The 19,950-nt window shown below is 40.2% G+C and carries 17 protein-coding genes; 1 reads left to right on the top strand and 16 read right to left on the bottom strand.

Going from position 1 to position 19,950, the window contains the following annotated elements; genetic code table 11:
• Positions 1 to 121: 121 nt before the first annotated feature.
• The 6 genes from ACFSY7_RS04650 to ACFSY7_RS04625 form a co-directional block, all read right to left on the bottom strand.
• Positions 122 to 340, bottom strand: coding sequence for a JAB domain-containing protein (locus ACFSY7_RS04650; RefSeq protein ID WP_380147025.1), 219 nt, complete (start codon positions 338 to 340; stop codon positions 122 to 124).
• A 393-nt stretch (positions 341 to 733) separates the two neighbouring features.
• The gene (locus tag ACFSY7_RS04645; RefSeq protein ID WP_380147024.1) at positions 734 to 946 is read right to left on the bottom strand and encodes a hypothetical protein; all 213 of its coding nucleotides are present in this window, start codon (positions 944 to 946) and stop codon (positions 734 to 736) included.
• 561 nt (positions 947 to 1,507) lie between these two features.
• Positions 1,508 to 4,549, bottom strand: coding sequence for a hypothetical protein (locus tag ACFSY7_RS04640; protein ID WP_380147023.1), 3,042 nt, complete (start codon positions 4,547 to 4,549; stop codon positions 1,508 to 1,510).
• A 626-nt stretch (positions 4,550 to 5,175) separates the two neighbouring features.
• Entirely contained in the window at positions 5,176 to 5,481 is a 306-nt protein-coding gene (locus tag ACFSY7_RS04635; RefSeq protein WP_020189162.1) for a DUF2653 family protein, read from the bottom strand.
• Complete coding sequence (locus ACFSY7_RS04630) at positions 5,469 to 5,936, bottom strand: hypothetical protein (protein WP_380147022.1); 468 nt, start codon at positions 5,934 to 5,936, stop codon at positions 5,469 to 5,471. The genes ACFSY7_RS04635 and ACFSY7_RS04630 overlap by 13 nt, the downstream gene beginning before the upstream one ends.
• Before the next feature lie 219 nt (positions 5,937 to 6,155).
• Complete coding sequence (locus ACFSY7_RS04625) at positions 6,156 to 7,520, bottom strand: S41 family peptidase (RefSeq protein WP_380147021.1); 1,365 nt, start codon at positions 7,518 to 7,520, stop codon at positions 6,156 to 6,158.
• A gap of 157 nt (positions 7,521 to 7,677) precedes the next feature.
• Here ACFSY7_RS04625 and ACFSY7_RS04620 point away from each other — a divergent pair, with 157 nt between their 5' ends.
• The gene (locus ACFSY7_RS04620) at positions 7,678 to 8,502 is read left to right on the top strand and encodes an SH3 domain-containing protein (RefSeq protein ID WP_380147020.1); all 825 of its coding nucleotides are present in this window, start codon (positions 7,678 to 7,680) and stop codon (positions 8,500 to 8,502) included.
• Between the two features lie 276 nt (positions 8,503 to 8,778).
• Here ACFSY7_RS04620 and ACFSY7_RS04615 read toward each other — a convergent pair whose 3' ends face one another.
• From ACFSY7_RS04615 to ACFSY7_RS04570, 10 genes are all read right to left on the bottom strand, one after another.
• Complete coding sequence (locus tag ACFSY7_RS04615) at positions 8,779 to 9,906, bottom strand: Ig-like domain-containing protein (protein ID WP_380147019.1); 1,128 nt, start codon at positions 9,904 to 9,906, stop codon at positions 8,779 to 8,781.
• Between the two features lie 11 nt (positions 9,907 to 9,917).
• Entirely contained in the window at positions 9,918 to 10,898 is a 981-nt protein-coding gene (locus ACFSY7_RS04610) for a CZB domain-containing protein (protein WP_380147017.1), read from the bottom strand.
• 88 nt (positions 10,899 to 10,986) lie between these two features.
• On the bottom strand, positions 10,987 to 11,958 hold the full coding sequence (locus tag ACFSY7_RS04605; protein WP_380147015.1) for a hypothetical protein: 972 nt from the start codon (positions 11,956 to 11,958) through the stop codon (positions 10,987 to 10,989).
• Positions 11,959 to 12,086: 128 nt separating this feature from the next.
• On the bottom strand, positions 12,087 to 12,713 hold the full coding sequence (locus ACFSY7_RS04600; protein WP_380147013.1) for a hypothetical protein: 627 nt from the start codon (positions 12,711 to 12,713) through the stop codon (positions 12,087 to 12,089).
• Positions 12,714 to 13,224: 511 nt separating this feature from the next.
• On the bottom strand, positions 13,225 to 13,656 hold the full coding sequence (locus tag ACFSY7_RS04595; RefSeq protein WP_380147012.1) for a universal stress protein: 432 nt from the start codon (positions 13,654 to 13,656) through the stop codon (positions 13,225 to 13,227).
• A gap of 62 nt (positions 13,657 to 13,718) precedes the next feature.
• Positions 13,719 to 14,336: a LysE family translocator gene (locus ACFSY7_RS04590; RefSeq protein WP_380147011.1), complete on the bottom strand. Its 618-nt coding sequence runs from the start codon at positions 14,334 to 14,336 to the stop codon at positions 13,719 to 13,721.
• Positions 14,337 to 14,505: 169 nt separating this feature from the next.
• Positions 14,506 to 16,020 carry a glycosyltransferase gene (locus tag ACFSY7_RS04585; protein WP_380147010.1) on the bottom strand — a complete coding sequence of 505 codons (1,515 nt, stop codon included), beginning with the start codon at positions 16,018 to 16,020 and terminating at the stop codon, positions 14,506 to 14,508.
• 137 nt (positions 16,021 to 16,157) lie between these two features.
• A complete protein-coding gene (locus ACFSY7_RS04580) occupies positions 16,158 to 18,164 on the bottom strand; it encodes a hypothetical protein (RefSeq protein ID WP_380147009.1) in 2,007 nt (668 codons plus the stop codon).
• Between the two features lie 22 nt (positions 18,165 to 18,186).
• On the bottom strand, positions 18,187 to 19,353 hold the full coding sequence (locus ACFSY7_RS04575; RefSeq protein WP_380147007.1) for a hypothetical protein: 1,167 nt from the start codon (positions 19,351 to 19,353) through the stop codon (positions 18,187 to 18,189).
• 57 nt (positions 19,354 to 19,410) lie between these two features.
• Positions 19,411 to 19,788, bottom strand: a complete 378-nt coding sequence (locus ACFSY7_RS04570) for a hypothetical protein (protein WP_380147006.1) — start codon at positions 19,786 to 19,788, stop codon at positions 19,411 to 19,413.
• Positions 19,789 to 19,950: the final 162 nt, after the last annotated feature.

Below are 19,950 nucleotides of genomic sequence, written 5' to 3'. Positions count from 1 at the left end.
TCTGTATATTATGCGCGTCAATGCCAGTTGACACTCAAGCATCATACAGGAGGGCTTTTTTGTTTTCAAGTCTCTGAAAATCCTTCTAACAGGAATGCTCCTATTTTAACTAATCGCTTTTTCATTCGTCCTGGGGGTTCCTGATAGATGGTTGTACGCCACAACGACACTTGCATGAAAATAATGCTACCTTAAACACACCGTTTAACGAGCCTGTGTATACTACTTGCATGACTGTGCATTTATTCTTTACATTCAGACAAAGCACAACAAACTTCTCACGATCCGAATCCCCTATGAAATCTCTAATGATATTAGCCGCATCATTTGGAATGTTCATCTTACGTCTATAAATACGCGTTTGGGCATGTACAAAAACGTTCATTTAACCATGTACATTTTTGATTTCCAATGTATATTACAACTTTATATAGAGAAATGAATATGATAGCCTTTGCGGATGAGCCAGCCTTATCATGGCTGCGTTTTTGGCTCAAAAATCATATGAATAGCGGCTCTATGTCAAGTTGTAATTATGCAGTAATTTGAATAGTGATAGCCATTATGATCATGATTGTACATACTTAGATGCGCAAAAATGTACCTAACCATGTTGACATTTATATACGTCCTTCAAACATCATTGAACCTTTGCGTTCTAGCACGACATCCACCAATGTAATTGTCTTCTTTTATTCACTCACACGACCTCCTCCAATATAAAATGAATCGTCTACACTTCACCACTTTCATTCTTTAAATGGCAATGATAAGCATGTGTACAATTCGCTAATGTAGCGATAGATGGTAAAAGATATTTATAGCGTGCTACATCTGGATAATGAACAGGTAATGTATTTACCGTTACTTCTACAATAGGTGTGGTCTTGTAAAAGCTTTGATGAATACGTTTTAAAACAAATGCATAAATAATTGGTCGAACCATTTTATAATCCCCCTAGAACGAGCAGATTGGTGGTTAATCCCTTATCATTTGAAAGGAAGGTATAAAGTAGAGGCTTTTTTAAATATCCTTGAATAATTGCCTAATACCGCGTTTACAGCTATTTCTTCCATAGAAAAACACCTACTCGTTTAAAAGTAGATGTTTCGTACAATACGAGAATAAATAAACAACCAAATGCACTCATCACATTAGATGTACAGCTTTTTCAAAAAGAAGAGCTGAAACATCAAAGAAATAATATCTATTTAAAAAAGGAAGTAGATACGGTTCTTAAATGGCGGAAAGGAAAGAAGGAACACACAAGCAGCAGATTCCCCTAAAATGCAGGATGTAAGAAACGAAACGATGAAAGAACAGCCTAATGAAAAATCACTGTTTAAATGGCAAATACAAGCGTAGAGAGCAGCTGATCAAATTCTAAAAATCTCATTAAAGTATGTGATTGAAATACAAAAAGACTCCTATCTTCCGAAGAAGATAAGAGTCTTTGAATCCGTTCGCCCAATAAGGTAAGGGAAGTTTGGATTTATTACTTAACTATTAAAGTGAAACTTTAATACCTGCTGCAGGGATGTCAGCTTTGTTGCCAGCACCATCAGTTAATTCGTAATCAGCAGCAGTTAGAGTAACACCTTTAGCAAAGTCATCAGCAGTTAACTCTTTATCGATAACAATTGTTACTTCTTTAGAGTTAGCAGTTGTTGGAGTTACAGTAGCTTTAACGCCCTCTACTTTTTTACCGTCAACATTTACAACATAATCAGTAGTTACAGCTTTTACTTCTTCGCTTAAAGTTACTTTAACAGTAGTTTTACCTGTAGTAGCTGCTACTGCTTTTACTCCATTAGTTGTAGTTACAATTGCTTTTTCACTATCTGTAGGAGTTGCTTGAGCAGCTGTTGATACTGTTAATCCAGTGAATGTATCACCAGAAGTTTGTTTCCAAGTACTAGTCGATTCAGAATAAGTAAATGTTGCAGTACCATTTTGAGTTCCAGTGTATGAAGCAGTAGCTTTCTTATTATCAACTTCAACATCAGCATTTTTAGCTTTTACTTCTGCTGTAGCTTTTACTACATCATCAACTTTTGCTGATAATACAGTTGGTTTTACGTTTTCATTGAATGATTTAGTTGTAGTGAAATCATCCATAACGTTACCGTTTGCAGCTTTAATACCAGTTACTTTAACAGTACGTTTACCAGTGTAATTGTTTGAACCAGATACAAGTTTAACAGTTGCTACATTGTTAGCATCTAAAGTTACTGAATCAATAGTAGCACCTGCAACATAGTAATTAGCTTTGTTTACAACAGTAGAGTTATCAAGTTCTACAGTTTTTCCAAAGTCTACTGTAAATGAATCTAAATTATTATCAGATACAGAAACTACAGCTGGTTTAGCTGCATCTTTATCCGCACCACGAGTGAATGTAAATGCATCTTTTTTAGCTTCATTTTTGTTACCAGCTACATCAGCAAATACGTCAGCAACTAAGTCTACTGTGTAAGTAGTGTCTTTAACTAATGGATTATTTGCAAATTTAACTTTAGATAATTCAACTGTGTATTGAGTTGAAGAACCTTCTACAGCTTTTAAATCAGTTGCATCTAAAGTGATGTCTCCAGAAGTTGTTACGTAATTTTTAACAGCTTTAGCTGGAAGAGTAATAGTACCCGTTTTAGCTAAAGTAGTATCTTCGCTTGTAGTAAATGTTAACACTTGGTTACCGTCTTTATTTACAGAAAGAGCAGCAGTTGCAGTTGGTTTTACAGTGTCAGCAGCAAAGTTTACGATTTGGCTGAATGCTTTACCTTGTTCACCAGATAAATCTGCATAAGCATCTGTTACAGCTACTGTTGTTAAACCTGAAACTGCAGAATTAAGCTCAACAATATATTTTGTTTTATCTGCTTTATCTTGTGTTACAGATTTAACTGCTCCACCATTTACAGTTACATTTGAAAGACCAAATCCTTGAACTTCTTCAGATAATTTGATTTCAAATTTCTTAGTATTAACAGGGGTTACACTAGTAACTTCTGGAGCTACACCATCTTTAGCGCCTTTTTGAATAGTTACTGAGAATGGTGTCTCAAGAACATTAGTAGTTGCATCTGTTTGACCAGCGAATGATACTGTAATATCTTTACCAGCTTCTACATCTGCTCCTAATACTACTTTAATTGTTGAACCATCTTTAGATACTGTTGCATTTGGTGTAGTTAAAACTGTTCCGTCAGCTTTTTTAACTACTACAGAGCCAAGATCGTTAATTGGTTCAGAGAAATTGAATAAGAATGTTGAAGCATTTTCTTTAGTAAATCCAACATATGTTGGTGCTACTTTATCTTCAATTTTAATAAGTTTTGTAGAAGCTTCTACTTTATCGCCTGCTGTTGTTTTTACTGCATCTGTTACAGCAACATTATATTCACCATTTAAAGCACCTGTTGAAGTAATTGTTACTGATTTTTTGTCATCAGATAATGTAGCTTTTAAGCCAGTTTCAGCAGATGAACCAACTTTAGCAACTGTGATGTTTTTAAGTGCATCAGAAGTACCAATTACAGTTGAAGCATCAATTGATTTGTTGAAAGTAACTTTAATTTGAGTACCGTTAATCGCAGTTACAGACTCAACTTCAGCTTTAGCAGCTTCTGCTACTGTTACTTTAACTTCTTTCGCTTCAGCTTCGTTACCGTTTTTGTCTTTAGCTGTGAAAGTTACAGTGTAAACACCAGGAGTTTTAGTATCGATTTTTTCTACTGCTTTGCCGTCGAATGAAATTTTAGCTTCTGCTTTGATTTCTTCGCCAGAGTTATCTTTAACAGTTGCTAAAGTTGCAACGTCTACAGCTTCTGAACCGTATTCTACAGTTTTATCTTCTGCAGTGATTTCTGGTTTTTCAGTGTCTTTAACACCATCAACGTATACTACATCTTCAAATGTTACAGTACCTTCAGCTTTTTTACCGCCAACGTATAATACGTCTTTAAATACTTGATCTTTTTCATCAACAGTACCGTCAGTGAATAAAGTATCTTGGAATGCTTTAGTACCTTCTGCTAATTTACCGTTTTCGAAGTAGTTAAGAACGCCGTCACGTGTAGCTGTTTTTTGTTCTTTGAATAATTTACCTGATTTGTAGATGTATTTTGTTTCATCTGCCGCTACAACATCCCAACCAGTTGCTAATTTACCGTTTTCATAGTAACGAGTACGATCTGCCGTTTGTTTGTTACCTTTTAATAATTTACCGTCTTTGAATAATAATGATTTGCTGTTCGCCGTTTTGTAGCCTTTTTTAAGTGTTGGGCCGAAGTAAAGTTTCATTGAAGCGCCAGTGCCCATGATTTTATATTTTTTAGCAGGAGCTGGTTTGCCGTTTTTGTAAAGTTTACCGCCAAACTCTACCCAACCCTTTACTAATGAACCTGTTGATTTTAATACTAAGTTACCTTTTGAGTTTACTTTGTATTTAGTCGCTGCTGAAGCTACACCTGGAGCTACCGCTGTTGTTACTACTGAAGCACCTAGTGCTACTGCTGCTGCTGTTTTAACGAATTTTGCATTTGCCATGTGAAATTCAATCTCCTTTTGAGTTACATATTATAATTTTGTAATGAATCACCGAGGAACGGGGATATCATCATACTAAACAATATCTCACCTTATTACCCTCTCTGTAATCCTTATCGACTATATTACCACATAATGAAACATTTTTTTAATAAATTTAAGGTTTTTTTAATAAATATTGTAATAATAATATATTGAGACTAACATTTTTCAATTATTTGGAATAAAAAGAAGACCTTTATTAGTTTTTTAGAACTAAAAAAATCTTTTTATTTCCAATATTCAAGGACTCAATCGACTATTTTCAATTTAAAGCATTTTATTGAATCTTTTTATCCCTGTCTAGAACCCTAATAAATATACCATATTTAAACTTTAAAAGTATAAATATGACATTTATTAGAGATTGTCGAACCATGTCGCAAAATGACCTTTATCTCTAATTGTTTTTTAAATTAAATGTTTTTTTGATTTAATTTATTGAAAATTATCATAAAGTTATTATTTTTATCGTAAAATATTGTAAAAAAAGCGTCTTTAGTTGGATTCATTCTTCTTAAATAACTTCAAATAATTAAAAAAACAGCAACCATATTTTCGTATGATTACTGCTTTTACCTACTCTATTATTCAACGATCGCGTAAATACCTTGTTCTTCATTGAACGCTAGTTTTACGATAGCTGAAAACTGATCAATATTATATTCAAAGTTCACCCAATTACGAATTGCTTGAATCATATCACCTTTTTGGTATGTGACAACTTCATTGTCTACCTCCGCCTCAGCACCAAATTCCTCTGGTTCACGACCATCATGATCATCGTACATAAGCTCGATCATCACATCTTCTGGAATTAAGTTTTTTTGGCGTGCATGATACGTGCAAAGCGCATTGATTACTTCTTGTTCGTCTAAAATTAGTTGTTCCATTGTTTGTCATCCTTGTCGTCACGTTTGTTGCGGTTTTTATTGTTACGGATCATGTTGATTAGGCTAACGACTAACATGATAACAACTAAAATACCGATAACGTTAATAAGTAAACCAAGAATTTCACCCATGGCACCCATATTACCAAGCATACCACCTAGTAATAGACCTGCTAAACCACCAAGCATTAAACCTTTCATTAAGCCGCCTTTATTTGATTTTTGAGCTGCTGATGAGTTTGTTGCTTTTGAGTTATTTGTTTGGTTTTGATTTTGGTTCGTTTTGTTGTTTGTTACACCATTTTGATTGTTGGTATTTGATTTAGAATTACTAAATCCACTTTTACCTGACTTGTACGACTTTGCTGATGCTGTCGTTGGATTGTCAATTACTACTGGAGCAACCGTTGCAAACGATAACGTTGCAGCAAATGCTGCCGCTACTAATTTTTTCAATTAAAACCCTCCTGAAAATATGTGCTTGTCTTCATTCTACCATCTCTAATTGATGGTGAAAAATAATATACATCTAGAATACTTACTGAATACGTCAAATGTTGCAAAATTGTTTCAAAGAATATGGAGTTTCTTCTATTATATTTGTATCTTTTCAAGGGAAATAGTAGCCATTTCATTAAAAAAGCCCCAGCATTTTTGCTGACGCTTTCACTTTCTCTATTTCATCATGACATAACGATACGTACCGTCTGTCGAATTTTTGGCGTTTTTAACACGTAAATAATAATTTGTTCCAGCTTTCAACTTCGTTTTTGGTGTCACAACGAGTGATTTCCCTTGTAGCTTAACGGTTACATCCTTCTCTTTCCCACCGATTTGTAATAACGAGACCTTCGCTGTTTTTAACGTTTTCCAGTCCATATCCTTCGTCGGTTTTACAAGCATTTTTGGATTTGTCGCTGTCCGTTTGATCGTTGCCTCTTTATCAAATTTCTTCAATTGCTTTTTCAAAAAGGCTTGGTGACTCGTATACAGCTCTTTATTTTTAGGTGTCACGACATTCGGTGTGACGCCTTTATTTTGAATGACTGCATTTTTCGATCCTCTAAATTCTGCAATCGTTAGCTTCAAGTAGCCTTTATTCTTCACTTGTACAATCGACTGCATAACCCCTTTACCGTACGTTTTTTGACCGTAAATCGTTGCGGCCTTTTGGTCTTTATAAGATGCTGCCGTCATTTCTGAGGCACTTGCTGAGTTACCGTTTACGAGCATCGCCACTGACTTATCAAAATGTGTCGTCATTTTTGCCGGCTGTACTTTATAATTGCCCTCGCGTGTTTTTAATAAATAGGCGATTTTATTTTTCTTCGCTAAGCCAATAATTTTCTCAGCCGCCTCTACATCACCGCCACCATTATCACGTAAATCAAAAATATAGCCCTGTGTAGACGCTGGCATATTGCGAATAGCCTTCGCTACTGCGGCACCGCTATCCTCTGAAAATGAGTTGAGTCGAATGTATGCGACATGGCCCGCAAGCACGGATGTTTCAACATTTGGCAGATTCACAAGCGCACGCGTCATTTTTTTCGTATACGATTTTCCTGTTGATGGACGATAAAATTTCACCGTTACGGAAGTTCCCTCGTCACCTTTTAAACGATTGCTACTCTCCTCAATCGACAAACCCGCAATGGATTTGCCATTCACAGCGGTAATAATGTCACTCGCTTTCATGCCCGCCTTTTTCGCTGGACTGCCATCATATACTTGTAAAATTTTAATGCCTTTTTTATGCTCAACAATGCCGACACCAATGCCGACAAGCTGATTTTCAACCGCGTTGTAAAACTCGTCAAACTCTGCTGGTGTCATATAGTTTGAGTAGTCATCTAGCTTTTTCATTAGCTGTTTAATCGATGTTGATTTATTCACCTCTGTCTTTGAAATACCTGGATAATAATAGTCATTGACGTATTGTTTCACATCCGCAAGTGGCTCAGCAGCGGTTGCCTGTAGTGTTCCTGACGTCAAAAATAATCCTGCTAAACAGGCTGCAGCAATTGATTTATAGTTCATAGTTGTCTCCGTTTCTACTTGTATTTGTTCTTAATTATACCGTTAATTAAGAGAAGTGACTATGTGCTAAAGCTAAGAATTTTCTAGGAAAGTTCGGCTTTCCTACTGTAAAAAACGCAATTTTTTACGATATGACTGATGAGAGGGGGATTTTTTGATGTATAAATTATTTTTAGCAGGCGTATTCGCTATCATTTGCTGTCTAAGTGTCTCAAATGAAGCACATGCGGCAGAAGATTTTAATTACGCAGCAACGACAAAGGTACCGACTTTCCTTTATAAAAAGCATCCAGGTTCAGGGCGTATTACGGCTGTACCAAAGGGGGCGCATGTGACATTTCATTACACCGCGAGCGATAGCTGGGGACGCGTCACATACAATGGTAAAAAGGGCTATATTCTGACAGCCTATTTAGAAATTGATGACAAGGGTGCTTCTGCTGCCACCTATGCCGTTGACCAAACGAAACTTTATAAATACAAGGTTATGGCAAACTCTATGTTTGAGCGCATTCACACGCCAACTAATTCACGTCCAGCAGATAGCACAAAGTATCCATATACGAGCTATGCTTGGTACGACGCGGCTGCAGGTGCTTGGCAGCTCGACCCAATTAAATATCATCAGGAGCCACTCGATCAATATAAGCTCGTGCAAAACCAATATGAGCTTATTTTATATCCATCGATGAATGGACGCTTTTTGCGTAGCTATCAATTGCTAGCTTTTGCGGCGATTCCAAACGCCCGCTTCTGGGACATTCCAAAGTCCAATGCAGAGCGCCGTGCAATAACCGCGAAAATGCAGTTGCTCGCTACAAAAAAAGTAAAGGCCGGTACATTTAAAAATGTGATGAAGGTGACATATTCAAACCAAAATATCATTTACATCGCGCCAGGTGCTGGTGTTATTCAGGAATACCGCGGAAAAATTAAAGTTCGTGAATTAATATCTATTACGAAAAATACACAGCTCAAATAATTGGGTTCGCATTCATCCCCTCCCTACTCACTACGTTCCTTGAGGGAGGGGGATTCTGCGAAGAAATGATAAAACGCCGAACTTCTCTCCATTTGATTAGAAGTTCATAACAAAAAAGGCTGGGACAAAACACTTTATTTTCCTTTTTTAGTGTTCGCAACAAAAAACCGGAACCGCGCTACCGCACGATTCCGGTTTTTCTTATGCTCATAGGAGCAGTTGTTTTTATACGTATGTCCCGGCCTCTTTCTTCTACTTTTTTTATACGAGCCACTTTTATTTTTTACGACGGAATATCATATAAGCAGCGCCAAGTAAACCTGCGCCAATCCAAGCTGGGTTACTTATACCTGTCTGTGGTAGCTCTGTTAATGTATTGCCGCTATCTTCATTTTGGGAATGCTTTGTAATGACATCACCCGTTGTTTTAACACCATTATAAGAGGATGTATTTGATTGCTGCGCAATCGGTGCTTTTGCAGACAGTGGCTCTTGCCCAGTAGATTGTGTAATGGGCTGTTTTTGGATTTCTTTCTCAGGTTCAGGTGCAATCACCTTAGCACCCTTACCATTCACTACTGCCTTCGCTACAATATCGTCGCTATTTAACGAATGAATCATAAAATTATTCGTATATTTTTTCTCGATATCGGTCACCGTTGTATCGTAAGAAATCGTCACTACTTGCTCTTTAATTGTTCCTAAATTTAGCTTTAACGTACGGTCTGCCAACAAGCGTGAATTAAATTTCTTCTCTGATGTCGTGCCGTCCGCATTTTTATAGCTTACAACAACTGGACCATCTAAATCATAGGAATCCCCAAAAGCGTTTTCTAGTTGCGCGTTTGTTAAGGTTGCGCCTGACGCATCAATGGTCACCGTCCATGAAATCGTCGAGCCACTCACTGTGCCATCTCCCTCAACCGTTGCAGGGGCCGCTGATGCTACAACTGTATAATCAACGTTCTTCATACCGTTTTTCAGTGGCAATTCTAGTGTATGCTTCCCTGCTGTTGTATCTTGAAAAGTCACCGGAATATCGACAATTAGCTGACTATACTTGCTCGCCGCTGCGACATCATTTAGCGTCACAATCGCCTCATTTTTCTCCTTATTAAAGGCGACATTTCCGGCAACCTTGCCTTCAGTGTTTTTGACATCACTTGTCTGATTGCTATAAAGCATCACATCCGCTGGGAGCGCAATCGTAATCGTATCGCCTGCTTTCGCATCTTTCGCTAAGGCCACTGTATATTGAATCGTCTCTAATGTCTTCATCTCAATGTTTTCATGTTGCTTAAGTTGTGCATCTGCTAGCATTCCAGTTCCTAATTCTTTCGCCTCTGCTGTCGCAAAAGGCACTAAAAGCGTTAAAGCTACTGCTGCACTTGTTAATCTCCACACATCACTTCCCCCTAACCCTCTCGTGCTTTGATTTCGATAATTAAGGCGATGGATGCGGAAAGAAATGCCATTGACTCCTGTAGCATCCTACGCGAATTTTCGAATGAATCTTTTTGTAATAAATCTTGTGCTGCATCATGAAAAGCCTCGTGCTGCTCAATGAATTTACGAAATGCCTCAATATGCAAAAATTGATCTTTATTCGCGACAATCCAGCGTCCTATAATGCATTCTGTTGACCCCGGCGCCTGATAATTCGTACCGATATGGTCAAGGAGCATCGCTAAGTAATCTGCATGATTAATAATACGCGCACTCAGTATACTAATCGATGTTTTCTCAGAAGGCATTGGGATTGTTGGGATAATCATCTCCATTACTTCGACGGTATTGTCATAAATCTCTTTATAGCTATCCGTCGCAAGCAATTGAAGAATTTCTGCTATCAATTCTTCAATCGTTGGCATCTGTGTAGCTGGATTATGCTCTAGCTCCGCGAGAAAAACTTTCTCCAGCACTTGTAGCTGATTCACCGTCATTAACAAACGCTCTCGAATGGCTTCCTGCTCCTGCAATAATAAGTCAATTAATTTCTGTGAATGCGCATTTAAATTTTTCTCGGTAAACAATGCCCCACTTAATTCAGAAAATCGTGAATCTGTGTTACGTAAAATTTCCTCGACTTCAATTTCGATATCTACACCATGAAAGCGATACATACTGCGATAAAAAGAAAAGAACGCTCGATATGACGACATCATAAGTTGCTCAAATTCTGTACAAAACTCGATTAATTTTGAAATTGTATCGGCATAGGATAAAGTCGAGTAATCGAAATTTTTGAGGCCTTGCTCTAATATTTGAACGCCATATAATAAACGATGACCTACAAACTCCGTATGCGTCAACGTATAATAATGTAAAGCATTTTGAAAATCTTTGTAATCTTCATACGATAAATTTTGTGTAAACCAATCTTGTTGCGCCGCCATAGGTCATACCCCCTTATTCCTTACTTTTTTTATACCCTTTTATTGGTGAAATATGTTTGAAATCAGGCTATTGTGTCACAGTTTTTCACTATATCCAATCATCTGGCCCCCAACTAGAAGGAGGCTCCATATCATTCTCCCAGTCATTCGTTGGTGGTGGCTCTAAGTCATTTGGTGATGATTCAGGAAAATCAGGAGGCTCCATGTCATTCTCCCAGCCATTCATTGTTGGTGGCTCTAAATCGTTTTGCGGTGGCAATGTAGTGGATGGTGGCTCTGCATCATTTTGTGGTGGTGCAGTTGATGATGAAGGATAGTCAGGAGGCTCCATATCATTCTCCCAGCCATTCACTGCTGGAGGCTCCATATCATTGCCTTCATTTCCTCCTGGGTTTTCGATGTTTGATTCAGACCCAGTTTCTAAATTTGGCGGTGGTACGGCATCCTTAATTTGAAAGCCAAAGTCATCAATTTTAATCCAGCCAAGCTGCTTTGTTCGAATCCACCCCGGCTGAGTGGTTGCGCCCGTATACCATGCACCCTCTACATTCACGACGGTTGTATTTTTACGGCCATCTTTATAGAGTACCCCTTCATATACATAATAACCCGCATATAATGAATCATCCAAATACAATTTTTTGTTATATAAAGCAATTCCTACATTCCGTTTTTCTTTATGATAGAGCTGGTCGTTGTAGACGTAATATTCCTTATTTAAAACACCTGAGCGATACAGCTTCCCTTCATATAAACCAGACGCAAGCTGGCCACTGCGGTAAAATTTCTTCTTATAAATACCGGTGCCCAGCTTCCCTTTTTTAAAATAGACACCATTTACCGTTCCCGTTAAGCGAACACCATTCTTATACATAAAGCCCTTGTATTGTGCATATTTTTTCAGCGGACGCTTCGTCATACGGTCATGCAGCTTACTCCCCTTTAGGTAAACTTGATAAGATTCTGGATATTTAATGGTCGCCGCTTCGGCCTCGATCGTTTGCACCGTCGAAAAGCCGAGTGTCGTCACCATTGTTAGCATCAGTAATTGCTTCTTCATGTCGATCACCTCTTTCTCTATATCGGACTTTTACGTTTCGCCTTAACGAAAAAAGCAATCCTAGTAGCGAAGAAGCTATCATCCCCATAAAAAAACACATTCAAAGATGATCTTCGAATGTGCTTCTTCTATTTTTCGTACACAAGTACACTAGTTGTATTGTCTGCCTTTGAATACGTTACGCTCATTAAATGCCCTTCATCTGTGAAGAATAGCTTTTGCGTCGATTTTTGTGAGGCATTGTTTTTGTTGTACCATTCCGTCACATTATACGCATCATACGTTGCTGTCGAATTGGTAAGCGTTGCGCCGTTATCTTGTAGCTGCTTTAAACCATCATAATTCATCATGAGTGAGCCATCTTCATTTTTATAGGCTTTGAGCTCATACGTGTTATCATCCGTTGTTGTCGTTAAATGAACGTTTTTTCCGTCATTTGTATAGCCATCATACTGAATGATTTCCTGGTACATTTTCTCCTGAGACTGATCATCATAAAACTGGATTATATTGACGTAGTCACCGTTTTTTTTCAGCTCAATTTTTTCTGCGTACGCTAAATCCTCACTCAGCGGCACCGTACGATAGTTCTTTAGTTGATTGCCATCTGCTTGGCCCATACTCATAAGTGTATAGCTTCCCACATACTGCGTATCAACATTCTTCGCCGCCTTGTCCGACTTTTTCTCTTCACTACAGGCGCCGAGGACAAGCATTAGTAGCACCGAGGCTATTACAAAACTGATTTTTTTCATTTTAAAAACTCCTTACATTCACCCTATTATACGCTACTTCACTGACGATGAAAAAGGAGAGTTGTTCCATTAAAAAAGAGCCGCCTCTGAAACTGACCCACGAAAGTGAGACAATATATTCTAAATGAATTTGACGGACGCTTTCCTGGGGCATGGCGGAAGCCTCCTCGCTCACAAGCTCACTGTGGGGTCTTCTACTCATGCTAAGGGCTAGGGCTCCCCTAGGAGTCGCCGTCAAATTCTTGTTTCGCCATCTTTTTCCGGTACGCAACTAGGTTTAACGTTACCAAAACCTGCGTATTATTTTTAATCTTATATGCCTTCATCATTTCATTCACTGGCACATTTGAGGCCTTTATCTCGAGTGACTTTCATTTTTATTTAATAGGAATCCGTTTGTTTTTTTGCCCATCAAAAAACACCTTCAAAGAGTGTATATCCTTGAAAGTGTCTTTTTCTTCTTATGTTGTCACAGATTTTTAGATCAGTTCGTCTAACAGCTCTCTGTTCTTTATCGTACAACAAGCGTATCACAAGGTGCTGTGCGCACGATGGCTTCTGATACACTACCTAAGAAAATGCGTTCTGCTGCGGTTACACCGGTCGCACCGCAAATAATCAGATCAGCGCCAATACGAGGTGCTACCTCCTGCGTAATAACGGTACGCGGTGAGCCAGCCTCTGTAATGATTTCAATTTGCTCAATGCCCGCTTTCTCCGCATCGTCATAGCTATCCACAAGACTTGTCGCAAATTGCTGCGCATCGGCCTCTAATTTATCGCGATTACGTGCTTCTAGGCTCGCCCATACACGCGTATCAATCACATTGACAATATTTAACACCGCTTTGTTACGCTGTGCCACTTGAATTGCGCGCTGCAGGGCTGCCTTTGATGATTCAGAGCCATCTACTGCCACGATAATATTTTTGTAGTCTTCCATAATCACTTCACCCTCTCTTTCGTCTTATTATACCAATTTCTAAACAAACGAGGAACGAATAGCTATGGCTGACGTTCAAGTGCTAGACGCACACCAAATGTGACTAATACCGCACCCGTTGTACCTTGCAATGCCTTTTGCACAATTGGTCTTTTCAGCCAACGTGAGAACGCTTCGATTAATAGCACATACAACGTAAAGACCATAATCGTCATGACGCCATATGCCAGCCCCATTAATGAAAACTGCAGCATATGATTTAGATTATCCGTCACGAACTGTGGTAAAAATGTGAGGAAAAACACTGCTACCTTTGGGTTCGATGCACAGGTGATGAATCCCTGTAGGTAGAATGATTTTTGTTTTTTTGCTTTCGTCATCGCAGCTGGCTCCTCTTTACGAAGCACTGTGCGTAGGGATGAAATACCGATATAAATTAAATACGCGGCCCCGACCCATTTTAGTATAGTAAAGAGCCATGCTGATTTGACGATCAGTGCAGACAACCCAAGCACTGCCGCTGCAGTATGAATGAATAGCCCTGACACCGAGCCGATCACCGTTTTCATGCCCGCCTTTTTGCCATGAACAATCGAGTTTTGAATGACAAGTCCAGAATCTGGTCCCGGTACTAAAATAAGTAGTAGGGACATTAATAAAAATACGCCGATATTTTCCATCATACGCCGTCCTTTCGATTAAAATACTGACGCCATCATATCATACTCATTTTGGCTTGTGTGCTATTTCAAAAAAACAGTCAGCGTAGTAGTTTGCTAAAGCAATAGACTGCTAAAACACTGTTATACCAACAAAAAAGAGACCCTTCAGTTGAAGAGTCTCGTCGTCTTAATATTTTTTCCAAATATTTTCTCGTAGTCGTTGAATCAATTGAATCCAATAAATTTTCGTATTGTTCGCATTGAAGCGCAGTGCCTCACCGTACGCATGATTACTCATCGCTTCGGTTTCCTTTTGATCTGATAATCGCTCTACAATTAACGCCGCAAGCTCTTCCTCATTATTACGACTCGCAAGCAACCCGCTAATCTTATGTAAAATCAAATCACCAGGACCGTATAAATAATTGTAGCTTGCAGTTGGCACGCCGTACGCTAGATTGTATAAAATCGGCAATGGCACCTCACTATCGATGCTCGTCGAAATCGCCATCTGCACATGATGGTACACATTTGCGTCAAGCTCTGGAATAATGCCAATCTTGTCGTCGAGCCCAAGCTCCTGAATCAACGCCTCGACCGCTTCTCGCTCCGAGCCTTCGCCGCACATATACAGTGTCGCCTCTGGTAGCTGCTGTACGATGCGGTTGAAAACACGTACTGCCGCCAGTGGATTATAGCGCGGCTCAAATGGTGCCACAAATAATAATGCATATGGCTGACGGTCTTTGAAATTCACACGCTGTGGCACTTCGACAAGCCCCGTCGGAATCGCAAATTGATTTTTCACATCACCAAAGCGCTCCTGCACATGGTCATACTGCTCGTTTGAGTCATAGACGACAGCCGCCGACTTATCAAACTGCTGGAACACATGACGGTATTCCTCATTTAATGAGCCATCAATTGGATTATTCGGGAAATCAATATGCGGCTCATGAATCATTGTCACGATTTTTGCTCGGGGACCTAAATCCTCTAAAATCGCCGCATACGGTTTTTGTGAATCGACGAAGCAGTAATTCGTCTCCGTCTCCTCTAGCACCATTTTCAGCCAAAAGCCCGCAAGCTCCGTTTCCGTCTCACATTGATATAAAATCGAGCCATCTTCATCCACTAATTGAATTAATGCTAACTCATCCTGTTCAAAGAAATGATACATACAAACGCGGCCATCTGTGCGGTAAAAAATCTCACATGTTACTTCATCACGTTGAATGACCTGTACTTTACTTAAAAAGCCATTCGAATCATAAATATCACTACGAATAATGCGACCATGCGTATCATAATGCACGACCATTTCTAAGCGGCCTTCCTCACTATAATTTCGATATTGAACGGGCTTACCTTCACTATCTAGCACGCCAACATCATTTGAATCTGGTACCTTTTCATAGGACCATAGCGGATTGAGCGGCCATTCTTTCGGCTGTCCCATCTCCATATTCGTCTCTTGAAGGTCGGCATATAAATTTAAAAACTGTGTCTCACTGTCCAACACACCGCGCTCAATTAAAGTGCGGCGTGCCTTCGCTAATTGTGGCTCATATTCAACCGTCACAATTGTTGGTGAGACATGCAGTTTACGCTCAAATAATTGTGAGCGTAATAAAATAACTTGTTCCAAATTCGTACGGCCATCAGCTAAGTGTTCTGTAAAAAAATAAAATCGTTCCTTCACTCGTTAGCCCCCTATATTCCCTCGAAATTTCATTACTTTTATTATAACGGATATGTACTAAAAAAAGCCCGTTCCCTCGCTAAAATGAGCGGAACGGACTGCATTTCAATCAGCTGACCACAAGCAGAATACCCATATTATGGTTGTTCTATCCCGTCTACATAGTTCTTCCCGTTGTGGTTCCCCTGCGCAAGAGCACCCTCCGAAAAGTAGCGCTCATGATAAAATCCTGTGAATTTCACACCATTGTCAAAGCAATACGTCACATTATTTATCGTGTAAACGCCATGTGCCGGCTTTGTACGTGCATACCAAATTCCTTCATACTCGACTATATGATTGTGTGGGCGACCATTAAAGTACAATTCGCCGCTTCGTAATACATACCCTTCTTCTAGCTTCCCATTCACATAATAGGCAGATTGATAAAAACCTGTAACACCTTTTCCATTTTCTACCGCATATTCCTCCCCAGCAGCCGTAAAAAGAATGCCCGTTGCCGGATACTCATTGTAATACCAGTTGTCCTCAAAGCGCTTTACACCAGTATTTGGCATACCATCATAGTAGAGCTTGCCACCAATGAGCATAAGCCCACGCATTCGCTCGCCGTCCTTGTAATAAATCCCCTGCACAAGCCCATTTGCGAGCACACCCTTTACTAAATAGCGCACACCAAGCCCCGGCACATCAAAGCGCCCAGTCGCAAGCGCCCCGTTGACGTAATAAATGCCGTTATCTAGGAAAATTCCCTCGACCTGCAGCCCATCGACGAAAAAGAGTCCACCATGCCACTTACGTCCAGTCTCACGTACCCCATTTGTATACAGAATCTTTTGTGCCACACCAGTAAAGCGCACACCGTGCTTATAGTAAATGTCACCTACGAGACCCGTCACATTGACACCCTGCGATAGCATTCGCTCTATCCCGTGAATGACCGTTAGCCCATTCGCTAGCGTTGCGCCGTTAAACCATTTATCTCGAAATAACACGACACCGACATTGGGCTGCCCTTTAAAATAAAGCATACCATTCGTGTAATAAAAATCGCTCACCGCCTCGCCATTCACATACTCCACATAGTCCTTCACACCACTCGCCAGGCGTCCCTGTGACACGAGTAGCTGCTGATTGCCGACTGTGATTAAGCCATTTGCGAGCGTCCCATTTTCATAATAGCGATCACGATACGACGCAATCCCTACTGAAAGGACTCCGTTACTATACAGGTTTTCATTATAAAGCTGCGTCCCCGTCGCAATCACGCCATTATAATAAAGCTTCCCTGAAATCAGCTCATAACCACGTAGTTGCGGTTGTTCCGGAGCCTCTATTTCTGGAGCCTCCGGAGCTTCAGAAACTTCATCATCAGTCTCTGAGTCAGGCGCCGTTGTGTCATCTGGTGTCTCCGGCTCAGAATCTGACACCTCAAGCCCATTCACCACATGGAACTGCTCACCCGCTTCTGTCGTAATCGAGCCATTCGCAAGCTTGCCGCCCGCATACCAAACATCATTGACTTGCACCGTTGCCGTTTCGATATCCCCGTCACAATAAAGGATCCCCTCATACAGCTTATAGCCCGCTGGTTTTTTACCATCCACATACAGTGACTGGTCAACCACACCTGAAAACACCTTGCCTTCTTCTAAATAAAGGCCATCCTGCTCACCAGAATATGGCGCGCCTTCCTCGTAATAAACGCCCCCTACTAAGCCACTTACCTTCTCACCGTCCGCATATAATACCTCATCTTTTAGCCCAGAATAAAGCGCGCCATTCGTATACACCTTCCCTTTATAGGTACCGTTACTCGCTACACCTTTTTTGTAGTACACATCCCGAATCACCCCGGTATAAGGAGCGCCTTTTCGGTAGATTTTTGCCTTATATGTACCGCTCGCTGTACTACCTTTTTTGTAATAGGTGCGATCCTTTACACCCGTAAAAAGCTTGCCATTGTAATAGACCTTTGCTTTGTAGCGTACATGCCCCTTGACAACCTTGCCTGTTTTTTTCGATACGAGCTTTCCTGATTTTAATTCGACACTCGCCCCGACCTTTTTAATCGCTGCCTCTGCCTCGCCCGCCATCGACATCACAAGCGCTACCGTCGTTACAATCGCCATTGATTTTTTCATAAGCAACCTCCTTTTTTGATTACTATCGGTAAAACACAATATCTGTCACAGCTATACCTTTTGGCACATGCTCGAATTCAAAAAAAATCGCACTATCCGCTGAAATAACCGCTTCCTTTTCAATTGGTTCGTTTAAAGGCTCAAGCGTCGTCGCCGTTTTCAATACCTTATCTCCGCGAAGCACCATCGTGATGGGAGCCTCCAATAATTCCTCATTCATGCCCGGACTACGCGATAATGTGTACCGCACCTTTTTAAAAATAACCTGCTGCTGATTAAAAATATTACTGTCCGGCAAATGCAGACTGATCATTACCGCCGCTCGGTCCGCCGACTGCTTTAGCACAAAGCCATTCGTATGCTTTTTATTATTCGAATCAATATACGGGGTAGCTGCTGTAATAGGCTCAAACTGAATCTCACTCATCCAGTGCACATGCCCCTCCTGTAATAAATCGTTAAATGTCGATGTCTTCAGCCGCTTTTGAATAGAGGCTACGCGCTTCGTTATTTTCTGCTGAAATGTTTTCGGTAGTGCCGGGGACTTCATTTTTTTACGCAGTGCCTTACCTGACTTCAGCTCCTTTTGTATTTTTTTATACGTCACCGTTGCCTCATCATATGCCATATTTCGCACCTGCGTCTGTGCAAGCTCCATTAACTGCCAGGCGACAAGCTCATATTTCACGCGCTTTATCGCACGCTTCCCTGGATTCACATAGCTTGTTGTAAGACGCTTTGCTGCTTTCTTACTGACGCCCACTGATTGAATATGGGATTCAAACTGTGCCAGTGCCAGACGATAACTCAAATCCTCCTGACCAATCAAGCGGTCAAATAACCCCTTCTCTACAAGACGATTGTATGCAGCGGTTTTCTTTTTCAGTGCCTCTCCCTGTACCTTAAGCTTTGCCTCTTTCTCCTGATCCGTCTCAGGAAAACGTAAATCCTTCGTCGCCACATAGCCGAATTTATTCGCATATTCAATTTTTGTCCACACCGCACCGCGCTTTCGAATGAGCACAATTTCCTCCGCTTCTATAACACGTAATTCCACTTTCCCTGCGTGCTTATAAAACGTCGTTGCCTGCTTCGTCGCAGAACGAATAATTTCACGCGCATCTGCGTCTCCCGGCAATGACGAGATGGCAATCGTTGCTACTAAACTACCCATGAACCATTTCTTCATCCTATAACCTCCTTTTCTCTGTTATCGGCCATTAAAAAAAAGGCTGCAGCTACAGCCTTACATCGACATCTTATTTTTGTCGTACACAAGCTCACACTTTGCATCGCGTAACTCATTTTTTACCTTTAATAATTCAACAAGCCGAGACTTGCGCTCATGCTGTACCTTTTTCGCCTGTGCTAGCGCCGCCATATATTGTGCCCACGACACATCAGTATAGCAATTCACCATTTGCTCGGCCTCTCGAATAAAGGAAGACAGAATAAATGCCACTTCCTGTTGTACGCGACTAGCTGTTGACTCCAGGCCATCTACCGCTGCCTCGAGCATTTGTGCCATCTTCGTATAGCCCGCTACCGTCTCATGCATATTCTCCGCTACCTGCTTTGTATGCGTTAATACTTCTACATATGAATCGAGTGTGTGCTTTTCCATCTTCCTCATCCTCTCGTAACGTTTTCTTTTATTATACTTCCTTTATTTAAAAATTTAAAACTTTTAAACTATTTATTTTGTAAATTTTATTTAATAAACTGTTTACATTAAGTTTATATACCTAACAAGACATGTTACTTATAGCATACATTCTATTGGTTA

This window comes from Kurthia populi, from assembly GCF_042686175.1.
Taxonomy (GTDB): Bacteria; Bacillota; Bacilli; order Bacillales_A; family Planococcaceae; genus Kurthia; species Kurthia populi.
The sequence above is the reverse complement of the archived record's forward strand: the minus strand, read 5'-3'. Positions and strand labels throughout refer to the sequence as shown.